The sequence below is a fragment of the Ochrobactrum sp. WV_118_8 genome, assembly GCF_039631535.1.
In the GTDB taxonomy this organism is placed as follows: Bacteria; Pseudomonadota; Alphaproteobacteria; order Rhizobiales; family Rhizobiaceae; genus Brucella; species Brucella anthropi.
This window is the reverse complement of record NZ_JBDIUZ010000001.1, coordinates 2,482,289-2,494,340: the sequence shown is the minus strand read 5'-3', so window position 1 is coordinate 2,494,340 and position 12,052 is coordinate 2,482,289. Positions and strand designations below refer to the sequence as shown.

Genomic DNA, 12,052 nt, shown 5'->3' with positions numbered 1-12,052 from the left:
GCATGCGTTTTGTCACTTCTGCGATAGCAGGCATGATGGTGCTCTTCGGGGCGACGACAATACCGGCCAAGGCCGCGCAATGGAGTGAAGCAGGCGGGCTTACAAGCATTCCTTACGGACACAAGGAGTACTGCGATCGTAACAAGCGCGATTGCGGTGCGCATCGCGTATTGCCGCCGATGAAGATGACCCCGCAGCGCGCGAAGCTGCTGCAATCGGTCAGCAGCTCCGTCAATCGCCGCATCAAACCGGTCTCCGATCAGGATAATTATGGCAAGCGCGATTACTGGACCATTCCGGTCAACGGCAAGGGCGATTGCGAAGACTATGTCCTGATGAAGCGGGCCCAGCTGATGGCGCGGGGTATCAGCCCGTCACAGCTTCTCATTACTTTGGTACAGGGCAGCGAGCCGCATGTCGTCCTGACCGCCCGCACAGATCATGGCGACTATATCCTCGACAATCTGCGCGACGAGGTGTTGCCGGTCGAGAAAACTTCGTACCGCTATATCAAGATGCAGTCGCCTGCCAATTCCGGTCAGTGGGTTTCCATTGCCGGGCGTTCGGTCGCTGTTGCAAACAACTGATCGGGGTTACAGCGTTCAATCAAGAGCTGGTCCAATTGAATGTCATCAAGCCGCATTTCGATGCGGCTTTTCTTTTGAGTATGGGCTGATTTGACTGGCTGAACGATGCCAGCCGCAAATCAGGGTGTCATTTCGACGAAGCTTGCGTCGTTTGCAAAGGACCGATTTCGCGAAAAATCGCATCATTGTTCACTCTCATTGGACAATATATTGGGACAGACTGTTCGCTCATTTTGAACAAAAGACACTTTGTAACAGTCGTGTGATTGCTGGTATATCAATTAAATATTTGATTTTGTTATTATTTTATAATTTCAATTATCGTCCTCCAAGAAAATGGCCGCACAAATGTGTGATAAAGAAAACATTTTCGTGACTGGAACTTTTGCCCACTGTCACCCATTTCAGCTGCATCGGAACGACGAACAAACGCCGCTCCACTTTCCAAGGAGATAGGAAAATGAAGAAGATTGTTCTTGCTGCCGCTGCTCTTGCTCTTACCGCTGGTGCCGCTTTTGCAGAAAACCCACATGTCGGCGAACCTGCCGATCTCTATGCAAATGACCGTACGCCGGTTGCAACGCAGAGCCAGAAGCTCGACTACACGGCTCCTGCCTCGATCAACAAGGCAACGGTTTATCAGGATGGTTCGGCTCACCGCTTCGGTGACGCATCGCCTTCCTCTTACCAGAACTAAAAGTCCGCTCGGACTTTTAGCCTCTCCGGTCCAGACGGACCGGGCATGAATGAAATACCCACATTGCATGTATTCCCGAAGGTGTCGGGGCATTTCCTCCCAGATGTGCCTGACACCGTAGGGCGGGCCACGAAGGCCCAGCTAACCAAATGTCCCCTCTATGCCTGAGATGCAGTCTCAAGGTTCAGCCGGTTAAGCACCGATGCCGGGGACGCCATGGAGAAAAGGAATAAAGAAATGAAGAAGTTTGCTCTCGCCGCTCTTGCTGTCGCTCTTAGCGCTGGTGCTGCCTATGCCGAAAACCCGTTCGTTGGCCAGCCGCCTGCAATGGCTGCTCAGGACAAGGCTTTCATTCTTCCTGGCGAAACGCCGGTCGCTTCGACCCGCAGCAACATCGACTATACGGCTCCGGCTGCCATTCGTCAGTCTGCGCCAGTTAATCAGGACGGCTCGGCTCATCGCTTCGGCGACGCTTCCCCGTCCAGCTACCAGAACTAATTTGTTCTGACGGCTGAGCCTGTCGGTCGCCCTGCATCGTCCGTTGCGTTCCTCCCCCTCACGCATGTGACACGCGGGGCAGCCGAAGGGCTGCCAAGAAATCTCCCCGGAGGATGGCGTCAGTGTCTCCCCGGACTGCCCGGATCAGAGGCATTGCGCCATCCGAAGGGGCGACCATTAAATGCAAAAAGGCGACGCCAGCAGCGTCGCCTTTTGTTTTTAAGCACGCTCTCAGTCATTGTCGAAACGCGCTATCCATTTGTTTTAAGAATGTCTTTATCCCGAAACCGGTTCCCACTTTCGGGAGGCATGCTCTAGTCACGCAGCAATTCGTTGATCGAGGTCTTGGAGCGGGTCTTTTCATCGACGCGCTTGACGATCACGGCGCAATAGAGGCTCGGACCCCAGTTTTCGCCGGGAACGTTCTTGCCCGGCATGGTGCCTGCAACGACGACCGAATAGGGCGGCACTTCGCCATAGAAGACTTCGCCGGTTGCGCGATCCACGATCTTGGTCGATTTGCCGATGAAAACGCCCATGCCGAGGACCGAACCTTCACGCACGATGCAGCCTTCAACGACTTCCGAGCGGGCACCGATGAAACAATTGTCTTCGATGATGGTTGGACCGGCCTGCATCGGTTCCAGAACGCCGCCGATGCCGACGCCGCCGGAAAGGTGAACGTTCTTGCCGATCTGTGCACAGGAGCCGACGGTGGCCCAGGTGTCGACCATGGTGCCCTCATCGACATAAGCGCCGAGATTGACGAAGGATGGCATCAGGATCGCGTTTGGCGCGATATAGGCCGAGTGGCGCACGATGCAGTTCGGTACGGCGCGGAAGCCTGCCTTTTCGAATTCATTGGCTGTCCAGCCGTCGAACTTCGATGGCACCTTGTCCCACCAGGAGGACTGGCCGGGGCCGCCCTTGATGACTTCCATCGGGTTGAGACGGAAGGAGAGCAGAACTGCTTTCTTCAGCCATTGGTTGACTTGCCAGTTGCCGTCCGCCTGTTTTTCTGCGACACGGGCTTCACCGCGGTCGAGCAGAACGAGCGATTGTTCGACGGCTTCGCGCACTTCGCCGCGCGTTGCCGTGTTGATACCGTCGCGCTCGTCAAAAGCCTTGTCGATTGTCTTCTCAAGGGAGGCGAGGTCTGGCTTGGTCATAGGGTGCGATCTCCATGAAGGGGCGGCGGAAGGCAGGCGTGGACAAGTCCGGCCTGTTTGCTGGGAAATTGATTAAGCGAAGGCGCCATGAGGGTCAATGTCGTTCATGATCCGATTGCAGTGCCACGTTTGAGACAGATTAAGCATTTAGCGCCAGAATGGATGCTGTTATACCAAAACCCGATGAGCTTGACTCATCGAGTTTTGGATAAGCCCGTGCGGCAATTGAGCATTTTCAGGGCTTGGATAGCGTCAGCATCTCAGCGCCCTGGTATTACGCGTTGAATGGCGATAATGAAGGAGCAGGTGAGAGCATGAACCCGATGGAGAAGTCTGGCTGGACGCCATTCCCGAATTCTGAGGAAGCGGTCAAGCAGGCGCGCACCGTACCGCAGACGCCACAGACCGAAGCCCCTGCCTATCGCCTTGCTTTCACGGACGATGATTTCCTGACGCGGCGCGAACTGCGGCCGATCCGGCTGCAGCTTGAGCTTCTGAAACCTGAAATGATTCTGGCCGACCGGGGTATCAAGTCCACTGTCGTCATGTTTGGCGGTGCGCGCATTCCGGAGCCCGGCGGCGAGGCATGGGCAGCCAAGAACGAGGTTCAGAAGAAGAACCTTGAAGCCAATGCGCATTATTACGAAGAAGCGCGCAAATTCGCGCGGCTTTGTTCCGAATATTCCGCGACGACCTATTATCGCGAATTCATCGTGGTGACGGGCGGCGGTCCCGGCGTCATGGAAGCGGGCAATCGCGGAGCCGCCGATGTCGGTGCGCCGACGATCGGTCTCAACATTGTGCTGCCGCACGAACAGGCGCCCAACGCCTATGTTACGCCTGACCTTTGCTTCAACTTCCATTATTTTGCGATCCGCAAGATGCACTTCCTGATGCGCGCCAAGGCGATCTGCGTGTTCCCCGGCGGCTTTGGAACGATGGACGAGCTTTTCGAGGCGATGACGCTGATCCAGACCAACCGTATGGAGCGCGTGCCGCTGATACTGTTCGGTAAGGAGTTCTGGACCAAGGCGATCAATATCGAGTTTCTGGCTGAGCAGGGCACGATTTCGCCTGCCGATATCGAACTGCTCAACTTTGTCGAAACCGCCGACGAAGCCTGGGAACAGATCAAGGATTTTTACAAGCTCTGATCACCCCGGATTTTCTGTTCGATGCGCCCGGCCAAATGGTCGGGCGTTTTCTTTTGCGGCTCTTCTTCTGCTCGATAGGGACGAGGGCGGTGAACGAGTGTCACCAGCACGACCGAGATAATCATCAGGAGATACCACGAGCCGAGCTTGCTCATTGAAACGAGTTCCCAGCCATTGCGCTGGTTCGGATAAAGCCAGGCCTTCGACCATGTGCCGATGTTCTCGGCAATCCAGATGAAGAGCGAGGTCAGCAGAAAGGCGACCAGCAACGGCATTTTGAGCCGGAAGCGGAAGACGCGGTAATGCATCGTCGTGCGCCAGAAAAGGACGAAGGTCGCAGCAAACAGCAGCCAGCGCATATCCCAGATGAAGTGGTGCGCGAAGAAATTGATATAGATCGCGGCGGCCAGAACAACGGTCATCCAGAGTGGTGGATAGTGGTTCAGCCTTATATCGAAGATGCGATTGATGCGCGCCATATAGGAGCCGACAGCTGCATACATGAAGCCGGAAAACAGAGGAACGCCGCCAATGCGGAAGAAGTTTTCCTCCGGATAGACCCATGAACCGGCATGGGTCTTGAACACTTCCATCGCTGTGCCGACCACATGGAAGATGAGGATGACCTTGGCTTCCTCCCACGCCTCCAGCTTGAAGACCAGCATGGCAAGCTGGATAGCAAGGGCGGACAGGAACAGGAAATCGTAGCGCGTGATAAACCCCGCGCCGCCATCCGGCCAGAACCAGCGGGTGAGGATGATGAGCGCCAGCATGGCGCCACCGAAAAGGCAGGCCCATGCCTGTTTCAGCCCGAAGACCAGAAACTCGATCAGCGCATCGCTGATCCGGTGACGCGGCAGATTGTCGAGAAGGCGGTGGGCGGCCTTGTCGATGCGTCTTTCAAGGCCGGTGAATTGCCTATCGGTCTGCAATTATGGTTTCCAGAAACTGGGTCAGATTATCGGTCACATAGTCCACCTGATCGGTGAACTCGGGATCGCTTTCCCATATCTCGGAAAATGTAGGCTCAAAATTGTTCGGCACGACCAGCACCGCTTTCATGCCGAGGGCTTTGGGAACGACCAGATTGCGCGCCAGATCCTCGAACATCACGGCCTTGCCCGCATCGATGCCGAAGGCGCCGAGGAAGCGGTCATAGGTGACCCGTTCAGGCTTCGGTGTCAGGCCAGCTGCGACGATGTCGAAAATATCGTCGAAATCATCGAGAATTCCGAGCTGGCTGGCAGCGCGTTCGGCATGACCGCGATCACCATTGGTAAAGATGAAGCGACGGCCCGGCAGTGCCTTGATCGCCCGTCCCAACGCCGGATCGGGCGTCAGCCAGGAATAGTCGATGTCATGGACTTGTCTCAGAAAATCGTCCGGGTCAATCTGATGGCACTCCATCAGGCCTTTCAGCGTGGTGCCATATTCCAGATAGAACTGCTTCTGAATCTTGCGCGCTTCGTCACGTGGCAGTTTCAGCAAAGTCTCGACATAGCTCGTCATCTTCACGTCGATCTGCGAGAACAGATTGGCGGCGTGCGGGTAGAGCGTGTTGTCGAGGTCGAACACCCAGTCAGTGACATGGGCGAAGGCAGCTCTGTCCGGAATATCGGTCATGGTCGATCCTTAAGGCACGATCAAGGTGCCGGCACCATGTTCGGTGAAAAGCTCCAGCAGCACGGAATGCGGGGTCTTGCCATTCAGAATGACAACGCCTTCGACGCCCCGGCGGATTGCTTCGATGCAGGTTTCCACCTTGGGGATCATGCCGCCGGAAATGGTGCCGTCCTTGATGAGCGCCTGCGCATCGGCAACGGACAGTTCCTTGATGAGGTTCTTGTCCTTGTCCAGCACGCCCGGAACATCGGTCAGGAACAGGAGGCGCGTTGCGGCGAGCGCCCCGGCAATCGCGCCTGCAAACGTGTCGGCGTTGATATTGTAGGTATGGCCGTCGCGACCCGGTGCGACCGGCGCAATGACCGGTATCATTTCGGAGCGCGCCAGAAGATCGAGCAGGGTGCGATCCACTTCCGCCGGTTCACCGACAAAGCCGAGGTCCAGCACCTTCTCGATATTGGAATCCGGGTCGATGACGGTCTTGTGCGCTTTCTGCGCAAAGACCATGTTGCCGTCCTTGCCGCAAAGACCGATCGCCCATTCGCCTTCGGCATTGATGAGGGCGACGATTTCCTTGTTGATGGAACCGGCCAGAACCATTTCCACCACTTCGACGGTCTTTTCGTCGGTGACGCGCAAGCCGCCTTCAAAGCGGGATTCGATACCGAGCTTGGTCAGCATGGCCTGGATCTGCGGGCCGCCGCCATGCACGACAATCGGATTGATGCCCGATTGCTTCAGAAGCGCGATATCGCGCGCGAAGGCCTTGCCCAGTTCCGGATTGCCCATGGCGTGGCCGCCATATTTCACAACGACATGCTTGTTCTCGTAGCGCTGCATATAGGGCAGGGCCGCGGACAGGAGTTGCGCTTGCATTTCGGGATTTTCAAGTGTCGTCATCGCGGGCTCCATGGCAGGCGACAGGGCAAAAAGAGGCAGGCTTTTCTAGACCGGATTCATCGTAATTGGAATCCGCAGTTGCTTATTTTTCGCTTTCCCGGTCGCGATTATTTGAATTTGCGGCCCGAAACGTGCCCAACAAAAAGCCGGTCTGCGCTCTATGCAGGTTTTTACCCGGAATGATTTTCAGAGACCGCATCATGCGCAAAATATTCCTCACTGTTCTTGCCTGCCTGCTTGGCACATCTGCATCCTGTGCTGCGCCTGCAGCAACGACTGAAACGATCATCCTCATCCGGCATGGAGAAAAGCCCAAAGGTGGCATGGGACAGCTCAGCTGTCGTGGGCTCAATCGTTCCTTGAAACTGCCTGCCGTCATTGCAAAAGATTTCGGCAAGCCCGATGCCATTTTCGCGCCCGATCCTGCCAAGGAAAAGAAGGATAGCGGTATTTCCTATGCCTATAACCGACCGCTGGCGACGGTGGAGCCGACCGCCATCCGTTTTCAGATGCCGGTCGATACGCGCTTCGGCTATGATGAGATCGGCAAATTGCAGGCGGTACTTGGGCAGCCGCAATACAGCAATGCGACGATACTGGTCGGCTGGGAACACAAGCAGCTCTACAAGCTGGCCAGAAATCTGCTCAAGGACAATGGCGGAGATAAAGCTGCGGTGCCGAAATGGCGCGGCAATGATTTCGACAGCATCTATGTGCTGCGTATCAAGCGCGGCGAGGGGCATGTAAGCGCTCGTTTCGAGCGCCTCAATCAAGGGCTGGACGGGCAGCCGGAAAGCTGCCCGAGCTAGAGCATGTCCCCAAAAGTGGGAACCGGTTTTGGGATTAGGACATGCGTCAGAATAGATAGTATCAGGCTTCCTTGATAAGCAATGCGATTGCTGCACGCAGCTCGTCGAGGCCTTCGCCTTTTTCCGACGAGGTCGCGATGATGCCCGGAAAGCAGGCGGCACGCTTGTAGGTAAGCTTGTGCGTTTCTTCCAGAAGGCGCGGTACGCCCGCGGGCTTGATCTTGTCGATCTTGGTGAGCACGATCTGGTAGGAGACGGCCGCCTTATCAAGAAGATCGAGCACTTCCGCGTCGTTCTTCTTGATGCCATGGCGGGCATCGATCAGCACATAGACACGTTTCAGTGTGGTGCGTCCGCGCAGATAATCAAACACAAGGCGCGTCCAGGCATCGACCTGTGCTTTCGGTGCTTCGGCGAAACCGTAGCCCGGCATGTCGACCAGTGCGAGCGGTGGCAGATCGCCGTTTTCGCCGGAATAGCCGTCCGGCACGAAATAGTTCAGTTCCTGCGTGCGGCCCGGCGTATTGGATGTACGCGCAAGGCCCTTCTTGTTGACGAGCGCGTTGATCAGTGACGACTTGCCGACATTGGAGCGGCCTGCGAAAGCGATTTCGACCGGACCTTCCGGCGGCAAGAATTTCATCGATGGCACGCCACGGATGAAGATCCACGATTTCTTGAAAAGCAGGCGTCCTTCCTCGACGAGTGCCGCCTGGACTTCCCGGACCGCATCCGCCGCTGCCTGAGCGGCCCTGATCGCCGCCTGCTTCTTATCCTGCTGGTTCAATGGTTCTGTCCCGGTCGGTATGTTCTCTTGTGTACACGCATCAATGTTATGAGCCGTATTGTCAACATGAAGGCACAAAAAACCCCGCCGAAGCGGGGTTCTTTCAAGTCTATTTCTTCGCCTCTTTCGGCTTTCGCTTGAAGAGGCCCTTGAGATTGTCGAAGAGCTCGATCTTCACGCCCTGGCGCTTCATGATGATGCCCTGCTGGGTAATGGAGAGCAGGTTGTTCCATGCCCAGTAGATCACGAGACCAGCCGGGAACGAAGCCAGCATGAAGGTGAAGATCACCGGCATCCAGGTGAAGATGGCGGCCTGCGTTGGATCCGGAGGCGTCGGGTTCATGCGCATCTGCAGGAACATGGTGATGCCCATCAGGAGCGGCCAGACGCCGATCATCAGGAAGTGCGGCACGCCGAAAGGCAGGAGGCCGAACAGGTTGAAGAGCGAGGTCGGATCGGGCGCTGCAAGATCCTGAATCCAGCCGAAGAACGGCGCATGGCGCATTTCGATGGTGACATAGAGCACCTTGTAGAGTGCGAAGAACACCGGAATCTGCACCAGCACTGGCCAGCAGCCTGCGAGCGGATTGATCTTCTCTTCCTTGTAGAGCCGCATCATTTCCTGCTGCTGCTTCATCTTGTCATCCGCATATTTCTCGCGGATTTCAGTCAGCTTCGGCTGCACCAGCTTCATGCGTGCCATCGACTTGTACGACTTGTTGGCAAGCGGGAAGAACAGGCCCTTGAGGAGAACGGTGACGACCAGAATGGCGACGCCGAAATTGCCCGAGAACTTGTAGATCCAGTCGATGAGGTAGAACATCGGCTTGGTGATGAAGTAGAACCAGCCCCAGTCGATCAGCAGTTCGAACTGCTTGATACCGAGCTTTTCTTCATAGGCCTTGATGTTGGAAACGACTTTCGCACCGGCGAAGACATGGTTCTTCAGCGTCTGTGCCTGGCCGGGTGCAATGGTCATCGGCGCGCCAAGGAAGTCGGTCTGGTAGCGCGGGCGATCATTGGTGAAGTGCGAGAAGCGACCGGTGAACTTTTCGTCCTGCGGCGGAACGAGCGTTGCCGCCCAGTACTTGTCGGTGATGCCGAGCCAGCCGCCGCTCACGTCCTTGAACGAAATGTCCTTGTCGTCTTCGACCTTGGAATACTTGATTTCCTGCAGGCCGTCCTGACCCATGACGCCGATCAGGCCTTCATGAAGCACATAGGTGGCGCTGGCATGTTCCGGCTGGTTGAAGCGGGTCACGCGGCCATAGGAGGCCAGCGAGATCGGCGCGCCGGTATTGTTGGTGATCGTGTCTTCAACGGCGAACATATAGGCGTCGTCGACCGAAATGACGCGCTTGAAGGTGATGTTCTTCTCGTTGGTATAGGTCAGCGTGACCGGCGTGGATGGCGTCAGCTTGTTGTTGCCTTCCACGGTCCAGACCGTGTTCGGACCCGGAACCGGGCCGGTCGTGTCGTTGCCGGTGAAGCCGAGTTCGACGAAATAGCCCTGCTTCAGCGCCGAGGGCGCGAGCAGTTCGATCTGAGGCGAATTATCATCGACGGTCTCGTGATATCTCTTCAGGAAGAGATCATCGAGGCGCGCGCCGGTCAGGTTGATCGAACCGCGCAGCGAAGGCGTATCGATTTCGACGCGCTGCGTCTGGGCAACGGCTGCCTCGCGGGTCAGCGTGCCGCCAGCGGCTGCAACATCGCTATGGCCGGGAATATTTCCTGACGTGGCGGGCATCTGCGGCGTGTCGCCACTTTGCGCCTGTTGTTGCGTCGCCTGTTGTTTCTGCTGCTGCTGCTCCTCAATGCGTGCCTGCTCCCGCTGGGCTTCCGTTTTCGGACCCAGATAAAACACTTGCCACAGCGTTAGCACGAGGATGGACAGGGCAATGGTGATGAAGAAATTACGATTATTTTCCATTGACGGGTCCTGATTCCGGTCTTTCCGTTCGGCGTTTCCCATCGCCCCGCCGTTCACTCTTCGCCTTGATGCGGCGGGAGAGTTCTTCGGTCAGTCGCGAAAAGGGCGCAGTGAGGGCTTGCTCGCGCGCTACGATCACATAGTCGGTCGAAGGCGCCATGTCACGCCCTGCGTGACAACGAACCGCTTCTCTAAGCCTGCGGCGGATGCGGTTTCGTATCACGGCGTTGCCGTTTTTCTTCGTTACGGTGAAACCTGCACGGGGTTTTTCGCCGATTTTGGCGGTTTGCGATTCTTCTTCGGTCCGCTCGCGGACTTCGAGAAGAAACAGTGGACCACGTCGCTTTTCACCATTCCTCAAAGCCAAAAACTCCGCTCTCTTGCGAAGGCGGAGTATTTGTTTCGGCTTGTTCATTTCTTTATTCACCGCGCTGCAGCGCGGGAAAAGATTAAGCGGAAAGCCGCTTACGGCCGCGCGAACGGCGAGCGGTGAGAACCTTGCGGCCGCCGGTGGTTGCCATGCGTGCACGGAAACCGTGACGACGCTTGCGGACGATCTTGGATGGCTGGTAAGTGCGCTTCATTTATTTAATACCGCGGTGTGCGGCCCTTCTTGATTCTGTTTTTCCGTTGAACACGATCTTGTCCGAAAACTGTTTTCCACTTTTCGGGATCACGCTCTATTGAACAGGAGCTGGTTCTTGTCCCTTGCGACGGACAGCACAAAACCATCCGTAAAACCGCGCGGGCGAACGTGACGCGGCTTATAGGGGGAGGGGGGCAAAGAGTCAATGGTGACGGGCGCTAAAGCTTGTCTCCCAAAAGTGGGAGCCGCCTTCACGGGGAAATCAGTCCACTGGACTGATTTCTGATCCCGCTATGATGGGAAAAAGACATGCTTGATATGATCACAGCTGTGCTTCAATCGCAGCCTTATCGATGACTGACCAGACTTTCCTTATGAGCGTATTCTCGAACTCATAGAAAACATTCTCTGCGAACCGGACCCGTTTGCCGTTGACCGGGAGGCCGAACAGTAGCCCTTTCGGCGTACAGTCGAACTGAGCCGGCTGGCAATATAGGGCGGCTCACTGACAAGCAATTCTATGTTGAAGCGCAGGTCGGGAATCGCCTCGAAATCCTGTTCCAGCATCGTGCGATAGCTGCCAAGCCCCAAAGGTCTGCCATTGTGAATGGCCTCCTCGTGCACATAAAGTCCGAGGTCGTCCCAGTCCTGCCGGTTCAGGCATGCAATATAGTCGCGATAAATCTCGGCGAGTGGTTCCGACATGGCTGTCCTCCTCTTCGGAGCGGTTCCAGTTGGAGCGGTGTCGCTGGAACTGCTCCAAGTATTTGTTTCGTAGCATTATCCTCACGCAAAACCGCTTCGCACTTTTGCTGGAAATGTTCTTTTTACTGAAATTGCATCATTCGGACCGGCATTGGCATTGCCAAAGCAGACTAGGGCTTTAATAAGGATGCGCAACATTTTCACATGCGGGACTGGTCCCGCAGAAGAGCATTATTGAGAGGAGTTCACCATGAGCATCCGTCGCATTGGAGTCGGCCCGCGCATGAGCCAGGCCGTAATTCACGGCAACACTGTTTATCTCGCCGGTCAGGTGGGAAATCCGGGCGCCAGCGTTACCGAACAGACCAAGGCCGTTCTGGTCGAGGTGGACCGCCTTCTCAAGGAAGCGGGCTCCGACAAGACCAAGATCCTTCAGGCCATCATCTGGCTCGCCGACATGAAGGATTTTGGCGAAATGAACGCTGTCTGGGATGCATGGGTCGATCCGGCTCACACGCCTGCCCGCGCCACCGGCGAAGCAGCGCTGGCAACGCCAGACTACAAGGTTGAAGTCATCATCACCGCTGCGGTGTAATTTCTTCAT

Annotated in this window: 14 protein-coding genes and 1 pseudogene; 6 read left to right on the top strand and 9 right to left on the bottom strand. The window is 56.2% G+C overall.

Annotation, left to right across the window (positions count from 1 at the left end; all coding sequences use genetic code 11):
• Positions 1 to 35: 35 nt before the first annotated feature.
• The 3 genes from ABDF71_RS12055 (at position 36) to ABDF71_RS12045 (ending at position 1,782) form a co-directional block, all read left to right on the top strand.
• Positions 36 to 587 carry a transglutaminase-like cysteine peptidase gene (locus ABDF71_RS12055; protein ID WP_500061667.1) on the top strand — a complete coding sequence of 184 codons (552 nt, stop codon included), beginning with the start codon at positions 36 to 38 and terminating at the stop codon, positions 585 to 587.
• A 460-nt stretch (positions 588 to 1,047) separates the two neighbouring features.
• Complete coding sequence (locus ABDF71_RS12050; protein WP_010659420.1) at positions 1,048 to 1,284, top strand: hypothetical protein; 237 nt, start codon at positions 1,048 to 1,050, stop codon at positions 1,282 to 1,284.
• Positions 1,285 to 1,521: 237 nt separating this feature from the next.
• Positions 1,522 to 1,782: a hypothetical protein gene (locus ABDF71_RS12045; protein ID WP_500061589.1), complete on the top strand. Its 261-nt coding sequence runs from the start codon at positions 1,522 to 1,524 to the stop codon at positions 1,780 to 1,782.
• Between the two features lie 314 nt (positions 1,783 to 2,096).
• Here ABDF71_RS12045 and dapD read toward each other — a convergent pair whose 3' ends face one another.
• Positions 2,097 to 2,951 carry a 2,3,4,5-tetrahydropyridine-2,6-dicarboxylate N-succinyltransferase gene (gene dapD / locus ABDF71_RS12040; protein ID WP_010659422.1) on the bottom strand — a complete coding sequence of 285 codons (855 nt, stop codon included), beginning with the start codon at positions 2,949 to 2,951 and terminating at the stop codon, positions 2,097 to 2,099.
• A gap of 314 nt (positions 2,952 to 3,265) precedes the next feature.
• Here dapD and ABDF71_RS12035 point away from each other — a divergent pair, with 314 nt between their 5' ends.
• Positions 3,266 to 4,105: an LOG family protein gene (locus tag ABDF71_RS12035; RefSeq protein ID WP_012091443.1), complete on the top strand. Its 840-nt coding sequence runs from the start codon at positions 3,266 to 3,268 to the stop codon at positions 4,103 to 4,105.
• Here the strand turns inward: ABDF71_RS12035 and ABDF71_RS12030 are convergent.
• Genes ABDF71_RS12030 through argB form a run of 3 tightly spaced genes read right to left on the bottom strand, consistent with a single transcriptional unit; the run spans position 4,093 to position 6,628 of the window.
• Complete coding sequence (locus ABDF71_RS12030) at positions 4,093 to 5,037, bottom strand: DUF817 domain-containing protein (protein ID WP_500061588.1); 945 nt, start codon at positions 5,035 to 5,037, stop codon at positions 4,093 to 4,095. The genes ABDF71_RS12035 and ABDF71_RS12030 overlap by 13 nt on opposite strands.
• The gene (locus tag ABDF71_RS12025; RefSeq protein ID WP_500061587.1) at positions 5,024 to 5,728 is read right to left on the bottom strand and encodes a pyrimidine 5'-nucleotidase; all 705 of its coding nucleotides are present in this window, start codon (positions 5,726 to 5,728) and stop codon (positions 5,024 to 5,026) included. Before ABDF71_RS12025 ends, ABDF71_RS12030 begins: the two co-directional genes overlap by 14 nt.
• A 9-nt stretch (positions 5,729 to 5,737) precedes the next feature.
• Positions 5,738 to 6,628, bottom strand: coding sequence for an acetylglutamate kinase (argB, locus tag ABDF71_RS12020; protein ID WP_010659426.1), 891 nt, complete (start codon positions 6,626 to 6,628; stop codon positions 5,738 to 5,740).
• Between the two features lie 200 nt (positions 6,629 to 6,828).
• On the opposite strand from argB, the gene ABDF71_RS12015 reads away from it, so the two are divergent.
• Complete coding sequence (locus tag ABDF71_RS12015) at positions 6,829 to 7,437, top strand: hypothetical protein (protein ID WP_029376034.1); 609 nt, start codon at positions 6,829 to 6,831, stop codon at positions 7,435 to 7,437.
• 61 nt (positions 7,438 to 7,498) lie between these two features.
• On the opposite strand, the gene yihA is transcribed toward ABDF71_RS12015, so the two are convergent.
• The 5 genes and pseudogenes from yihA to ABDF71_RS11990 form a co-directional block, all read right to left on the bottom strand.
• Positions 7,499 to 8,125, bottom strand: a complete 627-nt coding sequence (gene yihA, locus ABDF71_RS12010; RefSeq protein WP_036563705.1) for a ribosome biogenesis GTP-binding protein YihA/YsxC — start codon at positions 8,123 to 8,125, stop codon at positions 7,499 to 7,501.
• Between the two features lie 208 nt (positions 8,126 to 8,333).
• Positions 8,334 to 10,157: a membrane protein insertase YidC gene (gene yidC, locus ABDF71_RS12005; protein ID WP_010659429.1), complete on the bottom strand. Its 1,824-nt coding sequence runs from the start codon at positions 10,155 to 10,157 to the stop codon at positions 8,334 to 8,336.
• Positions 10,147 to 10,572 carry a ribonuclease P protein component gene (gene rnpA, locus ABDF71_RS12000; protein ID WP_500061586.1) on the bottom strand — a complete coding sequence of 142 codons (426 nt, stop codon included), beginning with the start codon at positions 10,570 to 10,572 and terminating at the stop codon, positions 10,147 to 10,149. The genes yidC and rnpA overlap by 11 nt, the downstream gene beginning before the upstream one ends.
• Positions 10,573 to 10,606: 34 nt before the next feature.
• On the bottom strand, positions 10,607 to 10,741 hold the full coding sequence (gene rpmH, locus ABDF71_RS11995) for a 50S ribosomal protein L34 (protein ID WP_010659431.1): 135 nt from the start codon (positions 10,739 to 10,741) through the stop codon (positions 10,607 to 10,609).
• 324 nt (positions 10,742 to 11,065) lie between these two features.
• Positions 11,066 to 11,448: pseudogene (locus ABDF71_RS11990) on the bottom strand (ester cyclase).
• A gap of 250 nt (positions 11,449 to 11,698) precedes the next feature.
• Here ABDF71_RS11990 and ABDF71_RS11985 point away from each other — a divergent pair.
• Positions 11,699 to 12,043 (top strand): RidA family protein, encoded by a 345-nt coding sequence (locus ABDF71_RS11985; protein WP_010659433.1) that lies wholly within the window; start codon positions 11,699 to 11,701, stop codon positions 12,041 to 12,043.
• Positions 12,044 to 12,052 lie beyond the last annotated feature (9 nt).

What these genes read in the sequence shown, in the direction of transcription:
- ABDF71_RS12055 (WP_500061667.1), top strand. Translation starts at nt 36, where the DNA reads ATGGTGCTCTTCGGGGCGACGACAATACCGGCCAAGGCCGCGCAATGG.
- ABDF71_RS12050 (WP_010659420.1), top strand. Translation starts at nt 1,048, where the DNA reads ATGAAGAAGATTGTTCTTGCTGCCGCTGCTCTTGCTCTTACCGCTGGT.
- ABDF71_RS12045 (WP_500061589.1), top strand. Translation starts at nt 1,522, where the DNA reads ATGAAGAAGTTTGCTCTCGCCGCTCTTGCTGTCGCTCTTAGCGCTGGT.
- dapD (WP_010659422.1), bottom strand. Translation starts at nt 2,951, where the DNA reads ATGACCAAGCCAGACCTCGCCTCCCTTGAGAAGACAATCGACAAGGCT.
- ABDF71_RS12035 (WP_012091443.1), top strand. Translation starts at nt 3,266, where the DNA reads ATGAACCCGATGGAGAAGTCTGGCTGGACGCCATTCCCGAATTCTGAG.
- ABDF71_RS12025 (WP_500061587.1), bottom strand. Translation starts at nt 5,728, where the DNA reads ATGACCGATATTCCGGACAGAGCTGCCTTCGCCCATGTCACTGACTGG.
- argB (WP_010659426.1), bottom strand. Translation starts at nt 6,628, where the DNA reads ATGACGACACTTGAAAATCCCGAAATGCAAGCGCAACTCCTGTCCGCG.
- ABDF71_RS12015 (WP_029376034.1), top strand. Translation starts at nt 6,829, where the DNA reads ATGCGCAAAATATTCCTCACTGTTCTTGCCTGCCTGCTTGGCACATCT.
- yidC (WP_010659429.1), bottom strand. Translation starts at nt 10,157, where the DNA reads ATGGAAAATAATCGTAATTTCTTCATCACCATTGCCCTGTCCATCCTC.
- rnpA (WP_500061586.1), bottom strand. Translation starts at nt 10,572, where the DNA reads ATGAACAAGCCGAAACAAATACTCCGCCTTCGCAAGAGAGCGGAGTTT.
- rpmH (WP_010659431.1), bottom strand. Translation starts at nt 10,741, where the DNA reads ATGAAGCGCACTTACCAGCCATCCAAGATCGTCCGCAAGCGTCGTCAC.
- ABDF71_RS11985 (WP_010659433.1), top strand. Translation starts at nt 11,699, where the DNA reads ATGAGCATCCGTCGCATTGGAGTCGGCCCGCGCATGAGCCAGGCCGTA.